The organism is Acidiluteibacter sp. (assembly GCF_055129545.1).
In genome coordinates this window covers 187,414-214,364 of sequence record NZ_JBSRUB010000009.1, presented here as the reverse complement: position 1 = coordinate 214,364, position 26,951 = coordinate 187,414, and the positions used below count along the sequence as shown (strand labels likewise).

The 26,951-nt window shown below is 36.3% G+C and carries 27 protein-coding genes and 1 pseudogene; 22 read left to right on the top strand and 6 right to left on the bottom strand.

Annotated elements, in window-relative coordinates; genetic code table 11:
• Window positions 1-149 precede the first annotated feature (149 nt).
• The 4 genes from ACTB0X_RS04625 to ACTB0X_RS04610 are packed head-to-tail and all read right to left on the bottom strand — an operon-like array spanning window position 150 to window position 6,858.
• A complete protein-coding gene (locus ACTB0X_RS04625) occupies window positions 150-3,641 on the bottom strand; it encodes an efflux RND transporter permease subunit (protein WP_463023823.1) in 3,492 nt (1,163 codons plus the stop codon).
• A gap of 3 nt (window positions 3,642-3,644) precedes the next feature.
• Entirely contained in the window at window positions 3,645-4,817 is a 1,173-nt protein-coding gene (locus tag ACTB0X_RS04620) for an efflux RND transporter periplasmic adaptor subunit (protein ID WP_463023822.1), read from the bottom strand.
• Between the two features lie 2 nt (window positions 4,818-4,819).
• Complete coding sequence (locus ACTB0X_RS04615; RefSeq protein WP_463023821.1) at window positions 4,820-6,169, bottom strand: TolC family protein; 1,350 nt, start codon at window positions 6,167-6,169, stop codon at window positions 4,820-4,822.
• 11 nt (window positions 6,170-6,180) lie between these two features.
• Window positions 6,181-6,858 (bottom strand): TetR/AcrR family transcriptional regulator, encoded by a 678-nt coding sequence (locus tag ACTB0X_RS04610; RefSeq protein ID WP_463023820.1) that lies wholly within the window; start codon window positions 6,856-6,858, stop codon window positions 6,181-6,183.
• Window positions 6,859-7,019: 161 nt separating this feature from the next.
• Here ACTB0X_RS04610 and asnS point away from each other — a divergent pair, with 161 nt between their 5' ends.
• From asnS to ACTB0X_RS04595, 3 genes are all read left to right on the top strand, one after another.
• Window positions 7,020-8,462, top strand: a complete 1,443-nt coding sequence (gene asnS, locus ACTB0X_RS04605; protein WP_463023819.1) for an asparagine--tRNA ligase — start codon at window positions 7,020-7,022, stop codon at window positions 8,460-8,462.
• A 172-nt stretch (window positions 8,463-8,634) separates the two neighbouring features.
• Window positions 8,635-10,089 carry an RNA polymerase factor sigma-54 gene (gene rpoN, locus ACTB0X_RS04600; RefSeq protein ID WP_463023818.1) on the top strand — a complete coding sequence of 485 codons (1,455 nt, stop codon included), beginning with the start codon at window positions 8,635-8,637 and terminating at the stop codon, window positions 10,087-10,089.
• Between the two features lie 3 nt (window positions 10,090-10,092).
• Window positions 10,093-10,698 carry a hypothetical protein gene (locus ACTB0X_RS04595; RefSeq protein WP_463023817.1) on the top strand — a complete coding sequence of 202 codons (606 nt, stop codon included), beginning with the start codon at window positions 10,093-10,095 and terminating at the stop codon, window positions 10,696-10,698.
• 48 nt (window positions 10,699-10,746) lie between these two features.
• Here the strand turns inward: ACTB0X_RS04595 and ACTB0X_RS04590 are convergent, their stop codons facing one another.
• Complete coding sequence (locus ACTB0X_RS04590) at window positions 10,747-11,109, bottom strand: YraN family protein (protein ID WP_463023816.1); 363 nt, start codon at window positions 11,107-11,109, stop codon at window positions 10,747-10,749.
• A 152-nt stretch (window positions 11,110-11,261) separates the two neighbouring features.
• Between ACTB0X_RS04590 and ACTB0X_RS04585 the strand changes: the two genes are divergently transcribed.
• The 16 genes and pseudogenes from ACTB0X_RS04585 to ACTB0X_RS04510 all read left to right on the top strand — a co-directional run bounded on the left by ACTB0X_RS04585 (window position 11,262) and on the right by ACTB0X_RS04510 (window position 22,101).
• Window positions 11,262-11,939 carry a porin family protein gene (locus ACTB0X_RS04585; protein WP_463023815.1) on the top strand — a complete coding sequence of 226 codons (678 nt, stop codon included), beginning with the start codon at window positions 11,262-11,264 and terminating at the stop codon, window positions 11,937-11,939.
• A 202-nt stretch (window positions 11,940-12,141) separates the two neighbouring features.
• The gene (locus ACTB0X_RS04580; protein ID WP_463023814.1) at window positions 12,142-13,245 is read left to right on the top strand and encodes a zinc-dependent alcohol dehydrogenase family protein; all 1,104 of its coding nucleotides are present in this window, start codon (window positions 12,142-12,144) and stop codon (window positions 13,243-13,245) included.
• Window positions 13,246-13,299: 54 nt separating this feature from the next.
• Window positions 13,300-14,169 (top strand): annotated as a pseudogene (locus ACTB0X_RS04575) (DnaJ C-terminal domain-containing protein).
• A 9-nt stretch (window positions 14,170-14,178) separates the two neighbouring features.
• Complete coding sequence (locus ACTB0X_RS04570) at window positions 14,179-14,475, top strand: chaperone modulator CbpM (protein ID WP_463023813.1); 297 nt, start codon at window positions 14,179-14,181, stop codon at window positions 14,473-14,475.
• A 10-nt stretch (window positions 14,476-14,485) separates the two neighbouring features.
• Window positions 14,486-14,953, top strand: coding sequence for an OsmC family protein (locus tag ACTB0X_RS04565; RefSeq protein ID WP_463023812.1), 468 nt, complete (start codon window positions 14,486-14,488; stop codon window positions 14,951-14,953).
• Window positions 14,954-15,078: 125 nt separating this feature from the next.
• A complete protein-coding gene (locus ACTB0X_RS04560; RefSeq protein WP_463023811.1) occupies window positions 15,079-15,291 on the top strand; it encodes an SHOCT domain-containing protein in 213 nt (70 codons plus the stop codon).
• A gap of 82 nt (window positions 15,292-15,373) precedes the next feature.
• Entirely contained in the window at window positions 15,374-15,967 is a 594-nt protein-coding gene (locus ACTB0X_RS04555; RefSeq protein ID WP_463023810.1) for a YceI family protein, read from the top strand.
• 41 nt (window positions 15,968-16,008) lie between these two features.
• On the top strand, window positions 16,009-17,289 hold the full coding sequence (locus ACTB0X_RS04550) for a hypothetical protein (protein ID WP_463023809.1): 1,281 nt from the start codon (window positions 16,009-16,011) through the stop codon (window positions 17,287-17,289).
• A gap of 63 nt (window positions 17,290-17,352) precedes the next feature.
• Entirely contained in the window at window positions 17,353-17,583 is a 231-nt protein-coding gene (locus tag ACTB0X_RS04545; RefSeq protein ID WP_463023808.1) for a hypothetical protein, read from the top strand.
• 18 nt (window positions 17,584-17,601) lie between these two features.
• Window positions 17,602-17,916, top strand: coding sequence for an HPF/RaiA family ribosome-associated protein (locus tag ACTB0X_RS04540; protein WP_463023807.1), 315 nt, complete (start codon window positions 17,602-17,604; stop codon window positions 17,914-17,916).
• 12 nt (window positions 17,917-17,928) lie between these two features.
• Window positions 17,929-18,306, top strand: coding sequence for a hypothetical protein (locus ACTB0X_RS04535; RefSeq protein WP_463023806.1), 378 nt, complete (start codon window positions 17,929-17,931; stop codon window positions 18,304-18,306).
• Between the two features lie 11 nt (window positions 18,307-18,317).
• The gene (locus tag ACTB0X_RS04530) at window positions 18,318-19,010 is read left to right on the top strand and encodes a DUF6629 family protein (RefSeq protein ID WP_463023805.1); all 693 of its coding nucleotides are present in this window, start codon (window positions 18,318-18,320) and stop codon (window positions 19,008-19,010) included.
• Between the two features lie 85 nt (window positions 19,011-19,095).
• Window positions 19,096-19,809 carry a ZIP family metal transporter gene (locus ACTB0X_RS04525; protein ID WP_463023804.1) on the top strand — a complete coding sequence of 238 codons (714 nt, stop codon included), beginning with the start codon at window positions 19,096-19,098 and terminating at the stop codon, window positions 19,807-19,809.
• 26 nt (window positions 19,810-19,835) lie between these two features.
• Window positions 19,836-20,543, top strand: a complete 708-nt coding sequence (locus ACTB0X_RS04520; RefSeq protein WP_463023803.1) for a VIT1/CCC1 transporter family protein — start codon at window positions 19,836-19,838, stop codon at window positions 20,541-20,543.
• 266 nt (window positions 20,544-20,809) lie between these two features.
• Window positions 20,810-21,370: a helix-turn-helix domain-containing protein gene (locus ACTB0X_RS04515; protein ID WP_463023802.1), complete on the top strand. Its 561-nt coding sequence runs from the start codon at window positions 20,810-20,812 to the stop codon at window positions 21,368-21,370.
• Between the two features lie 104 nt (window positions 21,371-21,474).
• Window positions 21,475-22,101, top strand: a complete 627-nt coding sequence (locus ACTB0X_RS04510) for a hypothetical protein (protein WP_463023801.1) — start codon at window positions 21,475-21,477, stop codon at window positions 22,099-22,101.
• On the opposite strand, the gene ACTB0X_RS04505 is transcribed toward ACTB0X_RS04510, so the two are convergent.
• Complete coding sequence (locus tag ACTB0X_RS04505; RefSeq protein ID WP_463023800.1) at window positions 22,098-23,000, bottom strand: S66 peptidase family protein; 903 nt, start codon at window positions 22,998-23,000, stop codon at window positions 22,098-22,100. The two genes, ACTB0X_RS04510 and ACTB0X_RS04505, sit on opposite strands and share 4 nt — an antisense overlap.
• A gap of 144 nt (window positions 23,001-23,144) precedes the next feature.
• On the opposite strand from ACTB0X_RS04505, the gene metG reads away from it, so the two are divergent.
• Genes metG through ACTB0X_RS04490 form a run of 3 tightly spaced genes read left to right on the top strand, consistent with a single transcriptional unit; the run spans window position 23,145 to window position 26,786 of the window.
• Complete coding sequence (metG, locus tag ACTB0X_RS04500; RefSeq protein ID WP_463023799.1) at window positions 23,145-25,217, top strand: methionine--tRNA ligase; 2,073 nt, start codon at window positions 23,145-23,147, stop codon at window positions 25,215-25,217.
• A gap of 58 nt (window positions 25,218-25,275) precedes the next feature.
• Window positions 25,276-25,866, top strand: coding sequence for a gliding motility-associated C-terminal domain-containing protein (locus ACTB0X_RS04495; protein ID WP_463023798.1), 591 nt, complete (start codon window positions 25,276-25,278; stop codon window positions 25,864-25,866).
• Window positions 25,863-26,786 carry a PorP/SprF family type IX secretion system membrane protein gene (locus tag ACTB0X_RS04490; RefSeq protein ID WP_463023797.1) on the top strand — a complete coding sequence of 308 codons (924 nt, stop codon included), beginning with the start codon at window positions 25,863-25,865 and terminating at the stop codon, window positions 26,784-26,786. The genes ACTB0X_RS04495 and ACTB0X_RS04490 overlap by 4 nt, the downstream gene beginning before the upstream one ends.
• Window positions 26,787-26,951 lie beyond the last annotated feature (165 nt).

Genomic DNA, 26,951 nt, shown 5'->3' with positions numbered 1-26,951 from the left:
AGCCAGAAAGTTTTGCAAAAAGAATGGGGACAATAACCGCTGTTACTATCCCCATTCAACCAAACCTAAACCTCTATATAACCGCTATAATAACGCCTCAGTTTTTGGAATGTTATATCCGTATTTCTTAAAAATCCTTAATACTATTGCTATTTAGCAAGTCTTATCTTCAATCGATACACTAAGTAGTTCATAACTGGCACCACAATAAGTGTTAAGAATGTTGCAAACGTTAATCCAAAAATTACCGTCCATGCTAAAGGACCCCAGAAAATAACATTATCTCCACCCATGTAAATCTGAGGATCGAACTCTGTAAACAAAGAGAAGAAATCAATATTCAACCCAATTGCTAAGGGAATTAATCCCAATACGGTAGTAATGGCAGTCAAAATAACTGGACGTAATCTAGCTTTACCACCAACCACAATGGCTTCCATTATTTCTTCTTTTGACAATAAATCACCCTTGCCTAAGCCATTTTTCTTCTTCTTGCGCTCGATCAAAATATCGGTATAATCCAGTAGAACCACTCCATTGTTTACCACGATTCCTGCGAGAGAAATAATCCCAACCATCGTCATCATAATTACGAAGTTCCATCCTGTAATAACCAACCCTAAGAATACTCCGATAAAACTTAAGAAAATCGCCATCATAATAATGGAAGGTTTAGAGATGGAACTAAATTGGAAAACCAACAATAGCATAATCAAACCTAAACCAGTTGCAAGTGCTCCAAGTAAAAAGGCCATCTGCTTACCTTGTTCTTCAATTTCTCCAGTAAAGCTAAACGATACGCCTTCTGGAGTTTCGAAATCAAGCATCTCTTGCTTTAATACTTTTACAATCTGATCTGCATTTGCTCCGGGTAATACTCCTGAATAAACCGTAACAATTCGTTGTAAATCTATGTGCTTTATTGCACTAAATCCAGAAGTGTTTTTCTGAGAAGCTACAGTGCTGACAGGAATTTCCTTGATTTTACCTGATGCTTGATCTCTAAAGATAATATTCTGATTAAATAATGCACTTGGATTATTTTTCAAGTCTTCATTGAATCGAACATAAATATCGTAATCATCTCCATCTTCCTTATATACTCCTGCCTTTATTCCGAAAATAGAACTTCTTAATTGATTGCCAACTTGACTTGCACTAACACCCAATTCACCGGCTTTTTGTCGATCTACTTCTACCTGAATTGCAGGTTTACTTTTATTTACATCAATTTTTAATTCTTCGATTCCACCAACATTTTGGGAATTGATGAAATTTCTTATTTTTTCAGCAACATCAATTAATTCGGTATAGTCCTTCCCGCTCACTTCAATATTAATTGGATAACCCACAGGAGGACCTGCAGCATCTTTCTCAACAGAAATTGAAACGCCAGGATATACTCCTCTCAAGGCATCTTGCACTTTTAAACGTAGAGTTTCACTGTCTTCTCCTCTTCTGTATTTATATTCTCTCATTGAGGCTGTAATTTTACCTCGATGAGGCATCTCTGCTGCAGAACCACCATCTGTTTGTGGATTACCCGCACCCTCGCCTACTTGAGAAATAACCGACTCAGTCATGAAGTTGTAACCATCATCAATATATTGTTCATCTTTCAAAACAGCATACACCTGCTTCTCAATACTTTTAGTAATCTCATTGGTTTTGTCAATGTCGGTTCCTTGAGGATACTCAATGTAAACTATAATTTGGTTCGGCTTGTTATCGGGGAAAAACTCAATCTTAGTTCTACCTGAACCAACTGATCCACCGAATAAAAACAATGATACAAACAGCAATATAATAGTTCCAAAAAAGAAGTAGTAAGCGTTTCTTTTTCGAAGTGCAAATATTAAGGTGTTCTCATACCAATTTTCAAATTTTACTAATGTCTTGCGCTGAAAGTTATCTGCCCAGTTTTTGAATACATAACGATACAAAAGAAGCATGATTGCCGTAAAGATCATTAACGTTCCTAATCCCCTAACTTGTCCACCCACAATCATCATGAAAATTCCAAGCGCAACTAAGATGATTACATTTCGAATCAACTTTTTGAATGGCAAAACTTTTTCGTCCACTTCCATGAATTTAGAAACCAACATGGAGTTGATGAAAATCGCAACAAACAAAGAAGATCCTAACACAATGGAAAGTGTAATCGGGAAGTAGACCATAAACTCTCCCATTACTCCAGGCCAAAATCCAAGAGGAACAAAGGCTGCTACAGTCGTTGCTGTTGAGATAATAATAGGAACAGCAATTTCACCGATCCCTTTCTTAGAAGCCTCGTACCTGCTCATGCCTTCACTCATCAAGCGATAAACATTTTCAACAACCACAATTCCGTTATCCACCAACATTCCTAAGCCCATTACCAAAGCAAAAAGTACCATTGTGTTCATGGTGTAACCCAATAATTCAATCACCATAAAGGACATGAACATTGACATCGGAATTGCGAATCCTACGAAAAGTGCATTTCTGAATCCTAGAAAGAACATCAATACCAAAATCACCAAGATAATTCCGAAAATGATGTTGTTTACTAAATCGTTTACTTGGTTGATTGTCTTTGCCGACTCATCGTTGGCAGAAGTAATTTTTACATCTGAAGGAATGTAACTTTCTCGTGCTTCTTGAATAATTTTATCGGCTTGCTCAATAGCAGAAATCATATTTTTACCAGCTCTCTTCTTTACATCAAGCATAACTACTTGATCTCCCCATTCACGGGCAAAAGTAGTTCTCTCTTCTGCTTGAAACTTAACGGTTGCAATGTCCTTTAAATAAATCGAGTTCCCTTTTTCAGACTTTACAACAAAGTTTTCCAAATCAGTAGGTTGGTCAATTTCTCCTAAAATACGAATGGTTCTGCGCTGTCCGCTATTAATCAAGTTTCCCGCAGACATCGTTACGTTTCCGTTACTAATTGCATTCTGAATGTCCTGAAAGCTCACTTTTGCTGCCATCATCTTATAGACATCCACAGCCACTTCAACTTCTTTTTCTTGAGCACCACGTATATCTACCTGCTTAATTTCAGGAATCTTTTCAATTGCATCTTCTAAGTACTCTGCGTATTCCTTTAATTTCTGGATAGGGTAATTTCCTGTTATATTATAATTTACAATAGGCACCTCTTCAGAAAGGTTCAAATCAAATACATTTGGCTCTACCTTAGCTCCGTTAAAAGTCGGCCAGTCCTCGCTCGCCTTAGCTGCATCTACTTTATCTTTTACCTTGACCTTGGCATCTTCTACAGAAATATCTTCATCGAATTCTACAGTAATAATTCCATAATCTTCTTGTGAAGTTGATAAAATCTCTACGACGTTACTTACATCATCTAATTCATCCTCTAAAGCATCAACCAGCAGTCGCTCAATATCTTCGGCTGTATTACCTGGATAAGGTGCGCTAATGTATATTTTAGTCTCCTTAATTTCAGGAAAACTCTCCCTTGGTAATCCAAAATAAGACGAAAGCCCTAGGAATAAGAAAATGGCAATCATCACATAAATAACCGTCGGGTTATCTATTGCCCAAGAAGACAATCCAAACTCTTTTTCTTCTGTGTTTACTTCAGAAGGTTGGATATTTTCCGGCAAATCGTTGTTTTTTGTTTCTTCTGACATCTTCTATTGTTTGATGATTTCTATTGCTTGTTTGTCTTTTACCGTTCTAGCACCTTCTTTTATCACTTGATCATTTGGTGATAAACCTTCCAAAACTTCAATAAAGTCTCCACCTTTCTTTCCTGTTTTGATAAAAACACGCTCTACAAAAGGTTCTGTATTTTTTGAATTCACTTTATACACATATTGCTTACCTTCAGAATCTTCAGATATAATACTCTGAGGAATCAATAGTGCATTTTCAACAGTATAATCGTTAATTTTCAAACGAGCAGTCATGTTTGGCTTTATCATTCCCTCTTTATTTTGAAGCACTGCTTCTACTCTAAAAGATCTATTGTCTGGTTTTATGTAATTACTCGCTTGGCTAATGATGCCGTCAATTGTTTGATTTAAAACCGGAATTTCTACTTTCACAGATCTGCCTTTTGCAATCGCTGAAATATATGTTTCTGGGACATCAGACTCTACGTACATCTGACTCATATTAATTACTCTCATTACACCCATTTGGCCAGGTCCAACAACGTTTCCTTCTTCAATCATAATCTCATCCACTATTCCTGAAAAAGGAGCCTTTATTTGAGTTTTAGCCAATTGTGATTTTAATTGAGCAACTGATTTCTGTTGCGCTTCATAATTTGCCTTTGCTTGAAGAAACTGCATTTCAGATCCAATTTTCTGATCCCATAAACGCTTCTGACGTTCAAAAGTAGTTCGAGATAACTCCGATTGAATTTCCATTTGATTCACTTGTTGAGCTAATCCACCATCTTCGATAGTCGCCAATAACTGACCACTGCTTACTTGCTGTCCTTCTTTAACTAAAATTTTAGTTAGAACTCCTGCATATTCAGGATATAGAACCACATTTTGTTTGGTATCAATGTTTCCTTGAACTTCAACATAATGCTTAAACTCTTCAGGTGTTAGAGTATAAACTGAAACTAAAGGCCTTACTTTATTGCTATCAAGTAAGGCTATAGCAGTTCCTAATTTCTCTATTTGGTCTGCTAATTCGTGCTCTTGAGTAACCAATTCGTTTTGTTTCTCCTTCAATTCTGCTAAATCATTGTTCTCTATAATCTCATCAACAGATTTTCCTTGCTGAGCTCCGCCGCATGACGCTAAAGTTGCACTTATTATGAATGCACCGATTAATTGTTTTGTCTTCATTTTTAATAGTTATTTAACGCCTTATCTAATTTAGATTTTGCTGATATGAGTTGTAAAATTGAATTGAGGTAGTCGCCTTGAGTAGACAACAATTGATTGTTTGCTTGAGTTAATTCCAAACTAGATGAAATTCCTTCTTGATATTTGATCTGTTCTTTTGTAAAAATTCGATTGGCCAGCTCCATGTTCTCTTTTTGAGAATTGTATTGATCCAAAGCAAATGTATAATCCGAACGACTAGTCATTAAACCCATCTTCAAATTTTCAGACACTTGCTTTTTTGCAATCACTACCTTCTCAAAATCTAATTGAGCTTGTTTTACTTTGGACAATCGCATTCCGCTGCTAAAAATTGGTACGGATAAACTAACACCTACATATTGTGAATTAAACCAAGGTGCATCAGAAAAGAAATTAAAGTCGTCGCTGTATGAATTTTCTTGAAAACTATAGTTGGCGGAAAGTCTCGGTAAAAAAGTCGACTTTTCTTGCTTCACCAATAACAAAGAAGCACGTTCTTGATTTTCGATTATTCTGTAGTCGATGTGTGACTCTATATTAAAATCAGAAGAAGCTAATCCTTCAGCATCCACTGAATTTACGATTTGATCCAATGGCTCTGTCAATTCGATGGTATTTGCGATTTCAATACCCATAGAAAACTTCAACAAGTTTTTTGATATTTGAACTTGGCGATTGGCATTATCAAAAGCACTTTTAGTTTGGGCACGTAACAACTGCAATTGGTCATAATCTTGTTCCGCAACAAAACCATTCTCATAAAGCGCCTTATTATCTGAAACGATTTTATCAATATTGGCTAGGTTTTCTTCCAAGATTGTTTTGTTTCGCTCAGCTACTAAAACTCCTCCGTAAGCTTGTGTCACTTGGTCTTTGATTTCTATCTCTGACTTAGCTTTATCGTTTACCGAAATTTCTTTGTACACCTTAGCAGCTTGCAAACCGACAATGTAACTTCCATCAAAAAGCAACTGGTTTACATTAACAGCAGCATTCATGCTCTGCTTGGTTCCAAATGTCAATTCTTGAAAAGTACCGGGAGGTCCACCAAAAGCTTCTGCTGGAACCAATTGTACTGGAAGTTTAATGTTATAATTATAACCTGCTGTTCCAGAAATTTGTGGCAACCCTATTGCTGTGGTTTCCCAAACTTTCTTTTCTGCTTTCTCTACATCCAATATGGCAGAAAGTGTTTGGTAGCTGTTTAAGACTGCGTAGTCTTGCGCCTGCTTGAGCGTAAATTTGTATGTCTGTGTGCTTTCTTGCGCATTTGCTGTTGCAAACAAGAAAGAAAACAGAGACAAAGTAATGAGCTTATTCAGCTTCTTCATGGTTCTATATGTTAATTGTCCTCTTTAAATTTTTGCTTTAAGTACTCTCTTCCTTTTCCATTTGCTATTCCTCGAATATGATAGCGCATCAACTCCAAGTGAAGCTCTTGAAAATTGAATTTTCCCGGGATTGCCAATTGATTAGACATCATTGCTTCAGTCATTACCAAAAAAGCCTTGGTTAAAACTTCAGGATTCAAATTGTCTCTATACAATCCTTCACTCATCCCTCTTTTTAAGTTGGTCAACATTTTATTGAACACAAACTCTTCTTTATGATTCATTAATATCCGCCAAGCTTGAGGATAATATTTTTGGATGTCAAACATGATGGATGGATGTGCATCTGAAAGTCCTTCGTTCACTTTTCGGCCAATCCCCATTAATTCATCTATCGCATTCTCCCCTTCGATGCATTCATTCTCCACTTCACACTGCACAGTGCTGATTTGGTATTCCATAACTTTCTTTACCAAATCCCTCTTATTCGCAAAAGAGATGTAAAGTGTCTTTTTTGAAATTCCCAACTGGCGAGCAATGTCATCCATTGTAAGGCTCTTAATGCCATACTTTACGAACAAGTCGCGAATTGAATCGAATAATTTATTATCAGTAGTTGAATTTTTCACGCTGCAAACGTAAGAAACAAAAAATACATTGGAAACGTTTTTTGTGAAAAATGTTTCCAATGTCTCAACATTTAAAATAATTTCACATTTTTTAAGCATTTGTAAAACTTACAATCGCATGAAATTGAATTCAAAATTTCATCAAAAAACCGTTCCTTTGCGGTTCTATTCGTAAGAATTGAAGCAATTTGAAAATCAATAATTTTTAATCAGATAATTGAATGGGACGTCAAACAGTAAATGCATTATTAAACAGCACAGAGAAAGACATCGAAGTAAACATTAGTGCATGGGTAAGAACTAAACGCGGAAGTAAAAATGTAGCATTTATTGCAATCAATGATGGCTCCACTCAACATAACCTTCAAATTGTTGTAGACTTAGAGAAAATGGGTGAAGCGACAGTTGAAAAAGTTACAACAGGCTCATGCATTAAAGTCATTGGAAAACTAGTAGAATCTCAAGGTAGCGGACAGAAATACGAAATTGAAGCAACCTCTGTTGAAGTATTAGGAGAAGCCGATGCCAATGAATATCCATTGCAACCAAAGAAGCACTCATTAGAATTTTTGAGAGAAAATGCACACCTAAGATTCCGTACAAGTACATTTAGTGCAGTAAGTAGAATTAGACATACCTTAATTTTTGCAGTACATAACTTCTTTAATAGCCGTGGATTTTACAACATCCACACTCCTATTATTACTGGTTCGGATGCAGAAGGTGCTGGTGAGACATTCAATGTTTCTACATTAGATAAAAAGAACCCACCATTAACAGAGGAAGGTGAAATCGATTACAAAAAAGACTTTTTCGGCAAACTGACTAACCTAACCGTTTCAGGTCAGTTGGAAGCGGAAGCTGCTGCAATGGCTTTAGGAAAAGTATACACTTTTGGGCCAACTTTTAGAGCGGAAAATTCAAACACCACGAGGCACTTAGCTGAATTCTGGATGATTGAACCTGAAGTGGCATTCAATGAATTGGAAGACAACATTGACTTGGCGGAAGATTTTATGAAATATTTGATTGCCTACACCTTAGAAAATTGTCACGATGATTTAGTGTACCTTGAAAATCGAATAATAGAAGAAGAGAAAAATAAAAAAGCAGACGAACGCCAACCTATGGACTTGATTGAAAAATTAAAGTTTGTGGTTGAAAATGATTTTGAGCGATTGACTTATACCGAAGCGATTGAAATACTGCGTAACTCAAACCCCAACAAAAAGAAAAAATTTCAATACCCGATTGAAGGGTTCGGAACTGATTTACAATCGGAGCACGAAAGATACTTGGTCGAAAAGCACTTCAAAAAGCCTGTGGTTTTAACAGACTATCCTAAAGAAATCAAGGCGTTTTACATGCGTCAAAACGAGGATGGAAAAACTGTACGAGCAATGGATATCCTATTCCCGGGGATTGGAGAAATGGTAGGAGGATCTCAGCGTGAAGAACGATTGGATTTATTGTTAAAACGTATGGAAGAGATGCACATTGAAAAAGATGAATTGTGGTGGTATTTAGAGTTGCGTAAATTCGGTACCGCACCACACAGTGGATTTGGATTAGGTTTCGAACGATTGGTTCAGTTTGTAACTGGAATGGGCAATATTCGTGATGTGATTCCATTTCCGAGAACACCTAAGAGTGCAGAATTTTAATACCGAAAGGAAAAATAATATAGTCCAATTTAGACTAAAGTCTTATTCAACTATTTATTTTAACCATCGGCATATACTTCTGTAAGATTTATAAAACCTAAAAACTGTTTTATAAATCACATTGATTTAAAAAAATAGTTACATTTAATTCCACCTACTCAATCTTTGAATTATGTTAAAGCAGTCGTTACAACAAAATATGCTTCAGAAGCTTTCTCCTCAGCAAATTCAGCTGATGAAGTTACTTCAATTGCCTACTGTTTCTTTGGAGCAAAGAATTAAAGAAGAGCTAGAGATTAATCCTGCACTGGATGAAGGGAAGGATAACGACGAAGAATTCGAAGAAAAAGAGGAGGATTACGAGGAGAGAGAAGATGCTACTGAGGCACAGGAAGATTTTGATTTCTCGGACTATATGGACGACGATGGCACGCCAGATTATAAATACAATATCTCCAACCACAGTAAAGATGATGAGGACCGACAAATTCCATTGAGTGGAGGAAAAACCTTTCACGAACGGTTGGAAAATCAATTGTCGTTGCAAAATTTGAACGAAGCAGAATTCCAAATCGGACAGCACTTAATTGGCAGCCTTGACGATTCCGGCTATTTGAGAAGAGAGTTATCAGCGATTGAAGATGATTTAGCTTTCACTCAAAACATCATGACTACAGAAGATGAGCTGATGAAGGTTCTCCGCATTATTCAGCAAATGGACCCAGCTGGGGTTGGCGCTCGTGATCTACAAGAATGTTTGTTGATTCAAATACATCGAAAGGATAGAAACAAGCTTTCCATCGTATTTGCGACTCATATTTTAGAGGAGTACTTTGATGAATTTACCAAAAAGCATTACGAGAAAATCAAGAAAAACGTAGAAATTTCGGATGAAGATTTAAAATCAGCCATCGACGAAATTTTACGATTAAACCCCAAGCCGGGCAACTCTATGAACGAATCTGCCAAAAGCGTGCAAGTAGTTGTTCCTGATTTTAACATGACCATTAAAGATGGTAACATTGAAATTTCGCTTAACGGAAGAAATGCCCCAGAATTAAAGGTGAGCCGTGAATACAAAAACATGATGCAAACCTATTCTGAATCCAAAAAAACGGATAAATCACAGAAGGAAGCATTGATGTTTGTGAAGCAAAAGTTAGACAGTGCCAAATGGTTTATTGATGCGATAAAACAGCGTCAAGGAACATTGATCAACACTATGGAAGCGATAGCAGCTTACCAAAAAGCCTACTTTTTAGATGGAGATGAAACCAATCTTCGTCCAATGATTTTGAAGGACATTGCTGACATTGTTCATTTAGATATTTCAACAGTATCAAGAGTCGTGAACAGTAAATATGTGAATACTCCATACGGTACGTTTTTATTGAAATCGTTCTTCTCAGAATCACTATCAACAGACAGCGGAGAAGAAGTAAGCACGAGAGAAGTAAAGAAAATATTGCAAGACTTTGTCGAAGCAGAAAGTAAGAAAAAACCAATTACTGACGAAAAATTATCACAACTATTAAGAGACAAAGGATACAACATAGCTAGAAGAACTGTTGCCAAGTATCGCGAACAATTAGGCATTCCAGTTGCTAGACTAAGAAAAGAACTCTAATTGATGTCTACTGGACTCGCTAATTTTCTATCAAAATTATTTCATCCGCTATTTATGCCCGTGTTGGGTATGGGGGTCATTTTCAGTAGTCCCACATTTTTCAACTATCGATATCCGTTTCTTTTAAAGGCCATTGTTATCGGATTTCTATTTCTAAACACTTTTATTTTTCCTTTAATATTCAGCTTATTACTTAAAAGAAGAGGCACCATCAATAGCCTAGAAATGGAAACGTGTAAAGAAAGAAGGTGGCCCTATTTCTTCACTACAGTAATGTACCTTACATCTGTTTGGCTGTTTGTAAAATTGAATATTTCATCCGTCATTCTGCACTTTACATTGGGGGCAGCCATTTCTATTTTTATCTTGTTTTTAACTTCATTCATTCAATTTAAAATTAGCGCTCACATGATAGGATTGGGTGGATTAATCGGGATGATACTAGTTCTTTCGTTAAAAACTCAAGTCGAATTAATTTCAACAATCTCGGTATTTGTTCTGATTAGTGGGTTTGTTGCGATGGCTAGGTTACAACTAAAGGCACATCGACCAGTAGAAATTTACACCGGCTTTTTAGTTGGCTTTTTGATTCAGTTGTATTTTTTATAGGGGATTTTTTCTGTTAAAATTTGAATCTCTTTCTCACTTTTATATCCATCACAACAACGGATAAAACGCATCTTCAATATGTTCAACTTCTGTTTTCTTCCCTTCTAACAATACACTAACTATATCAAACCGCGCCTCCAAATCGCAATTCGCTTGCTCAATGTATGCGTGTGCTGCTCTAATAATGTTCTTCTGTTTCTTTTTAGTCACCGCATCTTTTGGATTCTCAAAATACCGGGATGTTCGTGTCTTCACTTCTACAAAAATGATTTGGGTTTTGGTTTTGCAAACAATGTCCAGCTCTGCTTTTTGGAACGTCCAATTAATCGCTTCAATGGAATATCCTTTATCGGCCATTAATTGTTGAGCAATTTGTTCTCCGCGTTCCCCGATTTCATTGTGTTCTGCCAAAAGAGTTCCATTTTAGATTAAAGGTTTCACAAAATAGGAAATTTCATCGAGTTAACCTGTGTCTTATTGAGCTAATTAAAGCTGTGAATTATATAACTCTTTTCATTTATTGTATAACTCAATTTACGAGCAAAGAGCTAAACTTTGACCTGTTGCAGAAAATCATTTGCACCACTAATTTGAAAGAAATGAAATGCATTCTAATTGCTTCGAGTTTAACGCTCCTATTCTTTGCAAACCCTTTGATGGCGCAAAAAGATTACAATGATTTGAGAGAAGATTTGACCATCGGCTTCAAAGCTGGAATCAACTATTCAAACGTTTGGGACGAAGAAGGACAGGACTTCAAAGCAGATCCGAGAGTAGGGTTTGCAGGTGGAGCTTTCATCAGCATCCCCATTGGAAAATACTTAGGAATTCAACCTGAAGTTTTAATTTCTCAAAAAGGATATGAAGGAAAAGGAACCCTATTGGGAACTTCTTATTCTTCTTCAAGAACAACAACCCATTTAGATATTCCTTTGCAACTTCAATTCAAACCTAGCGAGTTTATAACTATTGTTGCAGGTCCTCAGTTTTCGTATTTATTCAACCAAAAAGACAGTTACACTTTTGGAGCCAACAACACCGAGCAAGAAAAGGAATTTAATAATGAAAATCTGAGAAAGAATACGTTGGGTTTTGTGACAGGTGTAGACATTATGTTAAAACACATCGTGCTATCAGGTAGAGCCGGATGGGATTTTCAAACCAACAATGGAGACGGATCATCCTCAACACCACGCTACAAAAATCAATGGCTACAGTTTACTGTAGGATACGTACTATAGCTATATTTAAAATTATACTGATTATTGAAGCACTTCTAATTCATTGATTCATTTCAATGCAATAGAGGTGCTTTTTTATTCTAATTTGAGCGATAAATGTGTGATATGTGTAAGGATAACAATTAATTGTATAATAATTCTAAAAATTAACAGACCCATCTTTACGGAATTAATATTCAGTTTCATTTAATCATAAAGTAAAATGTCAACTACAGTAGATTCGACCAAAACGAACTCATCAATTGGCTCCTCAAATGGAGTACTTACCACCATGAAAGGCTTGGTTTATAATGGCCCAGGTAAAATTGAGTGGAAAGAAGTTCCGATGCCTAAAATAGAAAAGCCAACAGACGCAATCGTAAAAATAGTAAAGACCACCATTTGCGGAACTGATTTAGGGATTTTGCATGGTAAAACGCCTTCTGTAAAACCAGGCACTACTTTAGGTCATGAAGGGATTGGTGTAATTGAAGAAGTCGGATCATCGGTGACTAATTTTAAGAAAGGCGACCAAGTGATTATATCTTGTATTACATCTGATGGCTCATGCGAGTATTGTAAAAAACAAATGTATGGACATTGTGAAGATGGTGGTTGGATTCTTGGAAACTTGATCAATGGCACACAAGCAGAATATGTGAGAATTCCTCATGCGAACAATAGTTTATATGCGGTTCCAAAAGGGGTTGATGAAGAGGCATTAGTGATGTTGAGTGATATTCTTCCTACTGGCCATGAAATTGGGGTAATTAGCGGAAGGGTTAAACCAGGAGATACCATCGCCATCGTTGGTGCAGGTCCAATTGGGATGTCTGCATTATTGACCGCTCAATTTTATTCTCCAGCCAAAATTTACATGATTGATTTAGATGAAAATCGATTAAAATTGGCCAAAAAATTAGGTGCAACGCACACGATTAATTCGGGTGAAGAAGATGCAGTTAAGAAAATATTGAATGCCACAAAAGATGGGGTGGATGTAGCCATAGAAGCAGTTGGAGCTCCTGCGACATTTGATATTTGTCAACGAATAGTTCGGCCAGGTGGTCATTTAGCAAATATTGGGGTACACGGTCATGCTGTGGATTTGCAAATTCAAGATCTGTGGATTCAAAATATCACCATTACAATGGGATTGGTGAATACGAACACCACAGCAATGTTGCTAAAAACTGTGGAGTCTGGAAAAATCAAACCAGAAGAATTAATCACACACCGATTTAAATTGGATGAAGTCATCAAAGCGTATGAAGTATTTGGAAATGCCTCTAAAGAAAAGGCATTGAAGATTATATTGACGAATTAAGGAGTACAGAATTATCCGAAAATATCGCTTTAAAAACGTTGTTTAAAATACCTTATGGATTTCATTGACTACTATAAAATTCTGGAGATTGATAAAAATGCGAGTCAGGAGGATATCAAGAAGGCTTATCGAAAATTGGCTCGAAAATATCATCCTGACTTAAATCCAAACAATGCGGCTGCAAACTTAAATTTTCAGCGCATCAATGAAGCCAACAGTGTACTAAGTGATACAGAAAATCGTAAAAAATACGACCAGTATGGAAAGGATTGGGCTCACGCCGATGAGTTTGAAAAAGCAAAGAAACAAAACACGTCAAGCCAGAGAACGTCTAGTGCCCATCAAAGTGGAGGCGATTATTCAGACTTCTTCGAATCAATGTTTGGTGGAAATCCATCGGGAGGGCGAAGTGTAAAATTCAGAGGAGAAGATTTTCAGGCCAACTTGCAATTGTCCCTTCTCGATGCATAAAAGACGCATCAACAAACGATTACTGTCAACGGTAAAAACATAAGAATAACGGTACCTGCAGGTATTGAAAATGGACAAACCATCAAAATTAAAAATCATGGTGGTCCGGGAGTAAACGGAGGACCTAATGGGGACTTGTACATTGCTTTTTCAATAGCTACTCATCCAGACTTCAAGCGCCTAGAAAATGATTTGTACCTCACGAAAGAATTGGATCTATATACGGCTATTCTTGGCGGAGAAATGATCATAAATACCTTAGATGGGAAAGTTAAACTCAAGGTGAAGCCAGAAACCCAAAACGGAGAGAAAGTGAAACTGAAAGGAAAAGGATTTCCAGTGTATAAAAAGAATGATGTCTTTGGTGATTTATACGTGACCTACACCATCAAAATGCCTACAAATTTAACAGAACGACAAAGGGAATTATTTACTGAGTTAGCGCAAAACTAAAAAGTGACTATGCAACGAAAGAATCTAATTGAATTGAACCAAATATGTGTCCACTATAACATTGACGCTGATTTTATTGCCTCCCTGAAAGAAAAGGGATTAATAGAAGTGGTCACTATTAGGGAGACAATCTACGTCGACAATCAACAACTTGTGCTGCTTGAAAAGTACATTCATTTTTACCATTCATTGGACATCAATTTGGCGGGAATAGAAACCATCAGTCACCTACTTCAAACCATAGAAATTCTTCAAGAAGAAGTGACTCAATTAAACAACAAGCTTCAATTTTATAAATCAACTTAATAAAAAAACAATGGAACCACACTACTATAACGTAGATATCAATTGGGAAAACACGCGTAAAGGCATGATGTGTTCACCGGAATTGAATAAGAACAATGGCGTATGTATTGAAGTGGCTACTCCTCCAGAATTTGCTAAAGGAATCAAAGGGATTTGGTCGCCAGAGCATTTATTTGTAGCGGCGATTAGTGGTTGCTTGATGACTACTTTTCTGGCAATTGCTGAGAATTCTACATTGGAGTTTGCAAGTTTTAGTTGCACAGCAAAAGGAAAGCTAGAGAACGTCGACGGTGCATTAATGATTAGCGAAATTCTGCTAAAACCGACAGTTGTCATCCACAATGAGAAATACAAAGACAAAGCAACTCGCATTCTGAAAAAAGCGGAAGATGCCTGTTTGATTACCCATTCTGTAAAATCAAAAATAACTATGGAAGTAACTGTTCTAGTAGAACCTCTTTTGATCCAGAATAACTAAAGACAGTACTTTAATGTGGGAAATGTGTAAGATATATACCTAAATCTATAACACTTTCATTAGCTTTTAAAAAGAACTTTGAAAAGAACCTTTTAAAGGAAATAGTCACTTAATAATAAGTAATCATGGAGATGTATGAAAATTATCATTATTGGGGAATGCACTTGGTCTGGTGGTTCGTTTGGATCGTATTGCTTTTTTGGATTTTTGCACTGCCGTATAATATTCCCGGACAACGTTCGAAGAAAGAAACTCCACTGGATGTAGTAAAAAAACGTTTTGCTTCGGGTGAAATCAATAAAGAAGAATACTTGGAGAAAAAAGACCTACTTCAATAGTTCTGTTTTATCTCAATGCATTTTCCATTGTCAGGATAGAAAATGCATTGATCACATTATAACTCACTAAAAAAATTAATAAATGAAAAAACTATTGAACCGATTGACTGTGCTCCTAATCAGTGTCATGTTTACAATTAGCACAACCGCTCAATCACTATATAGCATCGACAATACAACAAATAGTACTGTAAAATTATTGGGAACTTCTACTTTTCACGATTGGGAAATGGATGCCAAATCCACAAAAGGAGAAGCTAAATTTGAAGTTAATCCGGCACAAAGCAATGACCTTATTGGTATAAAATCGCTTTGGTTTTCCTTGAATGTTAAAGATTTAAAAAGCGACAACAGTGCACTTGATGACAATGCCTACGAAGCTCTAAAGTCAGATGAGTTTAAAGACTTACGATACGAGTTAACTTCTGCTACTGTAACTCCTGAAGTGGGAGGGAAACTAATTCACTCTAAAGGGAATCTGACCATAGCAGGAGTGACGAAAGAGATAATAATGCAAGTGCATTGCATTATCAATGCTGACGGCTCTGTTACCTCTAAAGGGTCTTACCAGCTCAATATGACTGATTATAATGTAGAGCCCCCCTCATTTATGTTTGGGGCTATGAAAACTGGCGATGCATTGACGCTAAATTTTGAAGTCAACTATCAAAAATAATAATGAGCATAATGCTCGATCAAACAACTAACTAAATAATCATGAAAAGAATTTTATTTTTATCCGTATTTATTATTTCGATTGGTCTTAAAGCCCAACAACCGAATCTACAATACTACAGAGCCAATGACAAAAACGGACTCAACGTGTATGAAAGTTCGAAGATCGATTCCTCCAAATTTGACGGAGTGAAAGTACGCGTTGGTGGAGATTTCGCCATGCAATTTCAAAGCATCAACCAAAGCAATGATGCCAATAATCTAGTAGAATTAGGATCAAACTTGAATTTACCAACTGCCAACCTAAATCTAGATGTTCAATTACTAGATGGTGTTCGCATGCATTTAGGAACTTATTTATCTTCCCAGCATCACGAAGAATCGTGGGTAAAAGGTGGCCACATTCAGATAGACAAATTAAACTTTATTAAAGATGGATTCCTTGAAGGTATCATGGAATATACCACCATTAGAGTAGGTTTGGATGAGTTTAACTATGGGGATGCTCACTTTAGAAGAACAGATAATGCGAGAGCGATATTCAATCCTTTTATAGGAAATTACATCATGGATGCTTTTTCTACAGAAGCTTTTGGTGAAGTAACGGTTCAGCATAGCGGATTCCTTGCTGTAGCTGGTTTGACCAATGGGAAGTTGAATCAAAATGTAGTAGTCAATGACCAAACAGACAACAAAGTTTCTATTTATGGGAAATTGGGTTTTGACAAACAATTGAATGAAGACCTGAGAGTAAGATTAACAGCTTCCATTTATACCAACCAAGGGAAATCGACTGGAGCCTGGTTATATGGCGGCGATAGAACTGGAAGTAGGTATTATGAAGTATTGCATACTGTAGCCGACTCTTCTGGTAACACCCAAGGTGGTGCATTTGAAGGCAGATACAATGCGCGTTTTGTAAAACTAACAGCCATTCAGATCAATCCTTTCATCAAATATAAAGGACTTGAGTTTTTCGGGATTTATGAATTAGCTTCAGGAAGCAATGAAGTGAGCACTCCAGTAGCTTATAAAGAAGGCGCTTTTACACAAATGGCTGCTGAATTAGTTTACCGTTTTGGACAAGAAGAAAAATTCTACGTTGCCGGAAGATACAATACCGTACAAGGAAAAGCCACAGAGGGCGCAACTGAAGATTTAAAAATCAACCGTTTGAATGTAGGCGGTGGTTGGTTCATCTCTAAAAATATTGTGACTAAAATAGAATATGTGAATCAGCAATACACTGGTGATGCATGGACAGGTCGATTTGCGGGTGCAGAATTTAATGGAATAAATGTAGAAGCTGCAATAAGTTTTTAAGTAAAAGAATACCTGTTCAACGGAAAAAACCCGCATAAAAAATCTTAAAAAAATATAGCGCATATGAAAACAAAATTGGAATTGGAACAGAAGATTGTCAATATTACTTCGTTGATTAGTAAGGAATTCCCAGAGCTTTCAAAATATATTTCTGAAATGCCACAGGATCATACAGAAAAAGATAGAATCAATATTCAAAGCCTTGAAGACTACTTTAATTCTTTGGTAGATCTTTTAAATGAATATTCTAAAACTCATATGCATGAAAAGATTAAGAGGAATTCAAACAGTTAAACCAATAAAAATACAACAATGAAAATTCAATTTAATACGGATAAAACCATTGATGGGAAAGAAGCAGATCAGGTTTATTTTAGTTCCATGATAACAGAAGGACTTACAAAATTTGAATCTTATATATCTAGAATAGAAGTGCATTTGTCAGATGAGAATGGCAAAAAGGAGGGACAGAATGACATCCGCTGCCTACTAGAAACTAGGATAGAAGGCAGACAACCATTGGCAGTTTCTTGTCAGACCGAAACCGTTGAATTAGCGGTTTCGGGAGCCATCGACAAACTCAATGCGACTTTAGAAACAATTTATGGTCGTTTAAAAAATCACTAACCCAAACAGAAAATGAAAACTCAAAAACAGATAGGCATTTGGATGGATCACTCGGTGGCTAATTTAATAGACACCAGTTTAAATACCAATAAACATGAAATTACTTCAAAATTTACGGAGGAGGTCAAAGAAGAAGCATTCGAAAAAAGTGAAAGTTTGATGCACAATAAACGGCAGCAAATGAATGAGGCATTTTATAAAGAAATATCAGAAGAGGTATTGAAATACGATGCTGTCCTTTTATTTGGACCGACGGATGCAAAAACAGAACTGCGCAATTTCTTAAATAAAGATCAGCATTTTAAGAAGATTAAAATTGATGTGGCATCAGCTGATAAAATGACGGATAACGAGAAAGATGCTTTTGTAAAAAAGCACTTTAACCATTAACTCTAAAAAATATGTGTTTTTCGGCAAGTGCAAGTTTTAGTGCAGGAGTTGTACTCACAGTAATTGGTGTTGCGTCTATTAAAAAGGCGCAACACCCTTCTCAGATACTATTTGCTAGCATTCCTTTAATTTTTGGAATCCAGCAATTTGCCGAAGGTATTCTATGGGTTACATTGCCCCTTTCAAACTTTGAGAATACTCAGAGAGTAGCCACTTATATTTACCTCCTATTTGCTCAAATAATTTGGCCCATTTGGACGCCAATTGCCATCTTGTTATTGGAGAAAAATAGAACTAGAAAAACAATACAAAAGGGATTTGTTGGAGCAGGGGTTTTAGTTGGGGTATATTTAGCATATTGCCTAATCATGTTTCACCTAGAAGCCAAAATTGAAGGGAAACACATTCTTTACATACAAGATTATCCGACCTATTTTAAAAACTTTGGTATCGTGTTTTATGGTTTGGCCACCATTGCTCCTTCTTTCTTTTCCCACATCAAACGGATGTGGATACTTGGAACCACCATTCTGATTTCATACATCATCACCACCATTTTTTACGAGCATTACATTCTTTCGGTATGGTGTTTTTTCTCTTCCATTATTAGTTTATCCATCTATGCGATAATGTTGGAGATTTCAAATGCTAAACAAAAAGAATCCATCAATTCACAGTTAACTCAGGACAGTGAATCAACCTAAAAGAATACTATAACTGTTAACCTAGAAAAAGAATGAGCTATAACTTTCGTCTAAGTTATTATTGAAAATAATAAAATCCAATAAAGTGACTGACCTACAACTCATGTTCATATACTCTTTACTCTCCGGATCCACGGTATTTATTGGCGGAGTTTTATCCCATTACTTTGGCCATTATGTCAAAAATGGACTGCTCAAAGATGAAGTCATTCACAGTTCCACTGCTTTTGGAGGTGGTATTTTAATGGCAGCTGCAGCTTTGGTTTTGATTCCTGAAGGAATGAAAGTTTTTTCAATCTTTCCAATGGTCTTTTTTTTCCTAGCAGGTGCAGCAGTTTTCTTCCTCTTGGATCGATACATCAGTAAAAAAGGAGGAACCATGGCACAACTTCTTAGCATGCTCTTGGATTTCATTCCTGAATCGATTGCAATGGGAGCTGTGTTCACAAAAAATATAAAATTGGGCACCTTGCTGGCCATCATTATTGGGATCCAAAATTTGCCTGAAGCGTTTAACTCCTACTTGGATTTGAAGACAAAATACTCCAGTGGGAAATGTTTGACAATATTATTTTTACTCAGTTTCTCCGGAGTGGGATCTGCATTCTTGGGATATTATTTTTTGTCTGATATGCCTGGAGCTGTTGGAGCGCTCATGCTGTTTTCATCAGGAGGAATTGTTTACCTCATTTTTCAGGACATTGCCCCCATGTCAAGCTTAAAAAAGAATTGGATTCCTGCACTGGGAGCGTGTTTAGGGTTTTTAGTAGGAATGGTAGGTGTGAAATTTTTAGCCTAATTTAATGCCGATTAAAATCAATAATTATGAACGATAGTTTAAACGAATACATCGGAAATCACTACATCAACCGAAGCAATTGGTTGAGAGCAGCCGTTTTGGGTGCCAATGATGGGATTCTTTCCACCGCTAGTTTAGCAATAGGAGTAGCAGCAGCAAGTGAATTTAGAGAACCGGTGGTATTGGCCACTTTGGCTGGCTTAGTCGCCGGAGCATTGTCTATGGCCGCTGGAGAATACGTTTCAGTGAGTTCACAAACCGATATAGAGCATGCAGACATTGAACGGGAGAAAATTGAATTGAGTGAGACCCCTGAACTAGAATTGTTGCGACTAACCGAAATTTATGAAAGTAGAGGGTTAAAAAAAGAAACAGCAACACTAGTCGCCAAGGAACTCACGGAATTAGATGCATTAGCAGCTCACGTGAGAGATGAATTAGGAATTAACGAGATGAGCAAAGCCAATCCCATTCAGGCTGCTTTTGCTTCAGGAGCTGCTTTTACCGTTGGTGGAATCTTACCACTTATTGTGACTATTTTTTTACCGCTTCAATACATGGAATATTGGTTGTATGGTTTTGCAACTTTATTTCTAATCCTGTTGGGTAGTCTGGCAGCAAAAACTGGCGGCTCCAATGTGCTCAAGGCAATCATTCGAATAACCTTTTGGGGAACGGTAGCGATGGGACTAACGGCGTTAGTTGGATATTTGTTTGGTGTGCAGCTTAATTAATTTTCCAAAATTGACAGTTGTCAAGAATTCTATTCACATCAACTTATATAAAGGTCTAGCTAAAGGCAATCACAATCTAATTTAAGGTTGTTAATTTAGCGTATAGAATGCTTCTCGACCTGCTCTAGTTTTAAAAAGACTATATTTAGACAGAATACCGAATAAGATCAAATGGCGCCTTGTTAAACCCTGTATCTCCTTTTACTGTACTCCAATTTTAACATTGTCTTTTTTTTAGCATCCATTTCTTAAACTAAACGATTAGCATGAAATTGTATATCAAGTATATGGTCAGCTTAAGATGTAAAATGACCGTAAAACAAGAGCTGAAGCGCATCGGATTGCACTTTGTCTTTGTGGATTTAGGAATGATAGAAATTTTAGAAGAAATCAGTACTGAACAACGTAATCAGTTAAAATTAAATTTATTGAGATATGGTCTCGAATTGCTTGAAGACAGTAAGAATATTTTAATAGAAAAGGTAAAAAACGTCATTGTTGAAATGATTCATCATTCCGAAGAGTTTCCTAAAGTAAATTATTCAGATTATATAAGCAATCAATTGGGCTATGATTATACGTATCTATCCAATATTTTTTCTGAAGTCAAGGGTATTACCATTCAGCATTTTATCATCATGCATAAAATAGAAAAAGCAAAGGAGTTATTACTGTATCAAGAGTTGAATCTAACTCAAATCTCTCAAAAACTACACTATAGTAGTGTTTCCCATTTATCCAATCAGTTTAAAAAGATAACTGGATTGACTCCGACTTATTATAAGTCATTAAAGAAGAAACGAACATTAAACTTGGAAGACATGTAGGTTTTTGAACCTACTTATAACCAAAATTAAACTAGACTTTATTGCTCCCCGATTTCGTTGTGTTCTGCCAAAAGAGTTCTATTTTTGATTTTAAATTAACAGAAATGAAACCATTCTTCTTCCTTTTAATTCTAATCAACAGTTTGATTGCAATCGGACAAGAGGACTTTCGTGGTAAAATTTCTTGGAAAATAGAGCGTGGAAAGGAAACTTTCTATCGCGATGTATATGTAAAAAATGACAGTGTTAAGGTCATAGAATGGAACAAGCTTTCGCCTAAAAATAAAAGCACGATTATTTTGGATTTAAAAGCTGGAAATGCCAACATTCTGAGTAATGAACGAAAAACCTACCTTGTAGTGCAACCCCAAAATGAAACCCAAGAAAAAATAGATTTCACTTTCAAGACGGATGAAGCAATAGATAGTTTAATGAACTTGTCCATTACCAAATGGAAAGTAGATGCTTATAATCTTTCTCGCTCTTCCAGTTATTGGTTTTCTGCGGCAAATTTTATTTTCTACCATAAAATGCTGGAATTGTTACCCGATAAAAATTTCTTAGAAAGGCAGTTTTTACAGCTTCCGATTTCACAAGAAGTGATGCCCATTAAAGCCGAATATTCTAACATCAACAAATCACAAATCACTTCAATGGAAGTCATTCAAATTGAAAATAGCACACTTCCTGATTTGACTTTTAAAATACCTAAAGGGTACCGAGCCTTCTAAAATTGTAAAGAAGATCCATTCGAATCCACTTTCAATTGACATTTCCTGCCGAAGTAAATTGCTTTATTCGGATCGCAATGCCCCGCCGGGAAATTGTAAGTAACCGGAATATCCAAATCAGCTACTCGATTTTTTATAATCTCCAGAGCAGTTTGTCCATAAGGTATCGCATTGTCATTCATGTCTGACATTCCGCCAACAATAATTCCTTTCAATCCAGCTAAAAAACTCGATTTTTTCAGGTTCATCATTATGCGATCAATGTGGTAGAGGTATTCATCTAAATCCTCGATAAACAAAATCTTACCATCAGTATTTACAGCAGAATTAGTCCCACTCAGACTGTATAGAATAGATAAATTCCCGCCAATTAATTCTCCTTCACATTCACCCAATTGATTGAATTCATTCGACTCAAACTCATACCCTTTCAATTGTCCAAATAGCGCTTGTTTTAAGGTTTTTGTCGATTCATTTTCGGAACCATCTTTTGGAAAATTAATGGGCATAATTCCATGAATGGTTTCTACTCCCACATTTTGATGAACATGACAGTGTAAAGTAGTGACATCGCTATAGCCAATCACCCATTTAGGATTGGATTTGAACTTCGTAAAGTCTAACTGATCGACAATTTGAACCGTTCCATATCCTCCTCTCGCACACAAAATAGCGTGAATAGTACCATCGTCTAAAAAAGCTTGCAGACTTTCTGTTCGCTGCGCTTCCGTTCCCGCAAATTGATGGTCTTCCTCAAACAGGTGTTTAGAAAACTTCACATTCAACCCCCAACTTTCTAACAATTCAATAGCGGGCTTTAGTTCCTCTGAAGAAATTTTACGAGCAGTAGAGACTATTCCAATGGTATTTCCTGATGTTAGATATGGTGGTTGTGTCATGTAAACAAGTGTATTTTTCGTTAAAAATAGGAAGGTTTTCTTGAAGTCAAAGATAATGACGTATAGAACCAAAGTTTTCTACTTCCTCGTTTTAAAGTGCAATAGGGATAACTTATCTTTGCACTCTATTATAAAAAAGACACATTGGAAAAGCCGAAAAAACATCTAATTACAGCAGCATTACCCTACGCAAATGGACCATTACACATCGGGCACATTGCAGGAGCTTACCTTCCTTCAGACATTTACACTCGATTTTTAAAACTGAAAGGAGAAGATGCGGTATTGATTTGCGGATCTGATGAACATGGAGCAGCCATTACTATTCGAGCTAAAAAAGAAGGTATATCTCCACAAGAAATTGTAGACAAATATCATGATATCAACAAGAAGGCTTTCCAAGATTTGGGAATTAATTTTGATATATATCACAGAACGAGCTCTGAGTTACACAAAGAAACTGCCCAAGATTTTTTCAAAGTGTTGGACAATAAAGGAAGCTTTACCAAGCAAACCAATCTTCAATATTTTGACGAGACCGCTCAGCAGTTTTTAGCTGATCGATACATTATAGGAACCTGTCCAAATTGCAGTTTCACCAATGCTTATGGTGATCAATGTGAAAGCTGTGGATCGACTTTGAATCCTGAAGATTTAATTGATCCAAAATCTACTCTAAGTGGAGAGAAGCCAGTAAAAAAAGAAACTACACATTGGTTTTTGCCAATGAATCAGCACGAAGCATGGTTGAAAGAATGGATTGAACAAGGTACATTAGATGGTCAACCACACCACGATCCAAAAACGTGGAGAAACCAAGTGATTGGACAATGCAAATCATGGATCGATAATGGTTTGCAACCAAGAGCAATGACTCGCGATTTAGATTGGGGAGTAAAAGTTCCTGTTGCTGGTGGCGAAGGAAAAGTGCTTTATGTTTGGTTAGATGCTCCAATCGGATATATTTCAGCAACCAAACAATGGGCTACTGACAATAACAAAAACTGGGAAGAGTATTGGAAAGATGACACTACTCAAATGGTTCATTTTATCGGTAAAGACAACATCGTGTTTCACTGTATTATATTTCCGATTCTATTGAAAGAACATGGTGGATTTAACCTTCCAATCAATGTTCCCGCCAATGAATTTTTAAACTTAGAGGGTGGAAAATTATCTACTTCAAGAGATTGGGCAGTTTGGGTACATGAATATTTAGAAGACTTCCCAGGCAAAGAAGATGTGTTGCGTTATGTATTGTGCAGCATTGCACCAGAAACCAAAGACAGTGAATTTACTTGGAATGATTTCCAAGCTAGAAATAACGGTGAGTTGGTTGCTATTTTTGGAAACTTCATCAATAGAGCGGTAGTATTAACACATAAGTATTATGAAGGTAAAGTTCCTGAAATCGCTACTGATGCCAATAAATACAGTGATGTTTTTACTCAGTTAAACACTTTAGTAGAATCTGTTAACACTAAGTTATCTGCATTTCAATTTCGTGATGCACAAAATGAAGCAATGGCAATCGCCCGTTTAGGGAATAAATTCTTAGCTGAAACTGAGCCTTGGAAGTTGATTAAAACGGATGAAAATGAAGTAAAAACGATCTTAAATATAGCACTTCAAATTGCGGCTAATTTGAGTATCATCTTCGAACCATTTTTACCATTTACATCCAAAAAGCTTCAAGATATTTTAAATATCACTCACTTAAAATGGAATCAATTAGGAGCTGATAATTTATTAATTGCTGGTCACCAATTGAATCCTGCCACATTGTTGTTTGACAAAATAGAAGACGACATTGTAAATGCGCAAATTGAAAAGCTGAAACTAAAAAAAGCGACAAAAGAAGCCGAAAATAAACAGGTAACTCCAGCTAAAGACACCATCAGTTTCGAAGATTTTTCAAAGATTGACATCCGTGTTGGTAAAATTATAGAAGCAGAAAAAGTAGCCAAAACAAAAAAGCTATTGAAACTAAAAGTGGACACTGGCATTGATGTTCGCACAGTAGTATCCGGAATTGCGGAATCTTATTCTCCAGAAGAAGTAATTGGCAAACAAGTTTCAATTCTCGTTAATTTGGCTCCTAGAGCAATTAAAGGAATTGATAGCGAAGGGATGATTTTAATGGCGGAAGATGCCAATGGAAAACTGAGTTTCGTTTCACCTGACTTAGAAAACCTCACAGGAAGTGAAGTGAAATAATCAAAAAATTTGTTTTGAATTAGAATTGTTTTATCATTATACCCTGAATTAAAGGATAATGATAAAGGGTTTATTATTTCTGATTAGTGTATTTTCTTTCCAGTCACATTGTTTTTCACAGTGTGATTCTGTATCTATTCAAACAAATGCGCAATCAATTGCCAGTATTTGCAATACAGCAAATGGCTCCATAAGAATATCTGGATCTAGTGGCGGCAGGGCACCCTATTCATGGGCATTAAATGACACTAACTATAGTATCTCTACTAGATATGACAATTTAACTCCAGGAGCTTACCTTTTGTTGACACGAGATAGTATAGGATGCGCTGACACTAATACTATTATAGTTGGAAATCGTCCGTTAAGAAATGAGTTTGGTATCGGCAATGCATTTAGTCCCAACGATGATGGAATCAATGATGAATTACGTATCACGATCACTAATAACATAGTAGCTGCCGAAATTGTGTTCATCAATCAATATGGGCAGCGAGTATTTAAAACAACTTCTAACGACGCATTACAAACATGGGATGGAATTCACAATGGACTACCACTTCCAGAAGGAACCTACTTTTATTTAGTAACCGCTAGTACTCTCTGTGAAAAGGGTGCTTTCTCAGGATACATAACATTATTGCGATGAGAAATTGGTTCCTAATATGCTTTTCTTTTTTGATCTATCAATCGGCAAGTTCACAACAAATTGCAACTTTTAGCAACTATATCCTTGACCCATTTTCTTTAAATCCAGCATTGGCAGGCTTACAAAATTGCTTTGATATGAAAGTAGGAAGAAGAGTGCAATGGACAGATCTTTATGGAGCTCCAGAGGTGAATTTTTTCAGTATTAATTTCATGCTCAACAAGAGTGAACGAAATAGTTTCAGAAAACAAGGGCTAGGACTTTATTTCCAAAACCAATCTGTTGGTATCTTTAATACCAACTATTTAAAATTAGCCTATGCCTATCACTTAAGATTGTGGAAACGATACAAAATGTCAGTCGGAATTTTTGGAGGAATTCAACAAATGGGATTATCCGATGCTTCATTTTTAAACAGTCAAGATCCTGCATACAAAAGCAATAGAACTTATGTGGTTCCTGAAATTTCTCCTGGAATATTTTTATATACCAAAAAGTCAGGTTTAGGATTATCTTTATTTCAAGCCTACCCAAAAGACTTAGGGAAAATTGGTGATCAAGCACGACTTCGTCAACATGTATTTGCCACATTCTATCATAAAGTCGTTTATGGCTACTGGACTTATATGCCTTCTACTCTAGTTAGATTAAACCCCTATCTCAGTCCATCTGCAGATATCAACTTCTTGGCAGACTACGATAATCTAATTTCCTTTGGACTAGGCATTAGGACATTTAGGTCACTACAAGCAAATTTAAATGTCAAAATTTTTGATAAAATTAGAGTGGGATATACCTATGAATATCCATTTTTACAAAATAGTCAACAATTGGGGCCCACTCATGAAATTATTGTTGGTTTCGGCAATTGTTTTAAAAATGGCCCTAAGCCAAAATTCATTTGCCCAGTATTTGAATAATGATTTTTAAATGGTGAGCCAACCTTCTATTACTTTTAAACGTTTTAGTGTTACTAAAAGAAGTTAGAAATAGTTTAGTATCAAGGCTCTAATTTCTATATATTTGTTATATAATGTTAAACAGTTAAATTATAATCAATAACTGCCTAAGCGATTGATTATAAA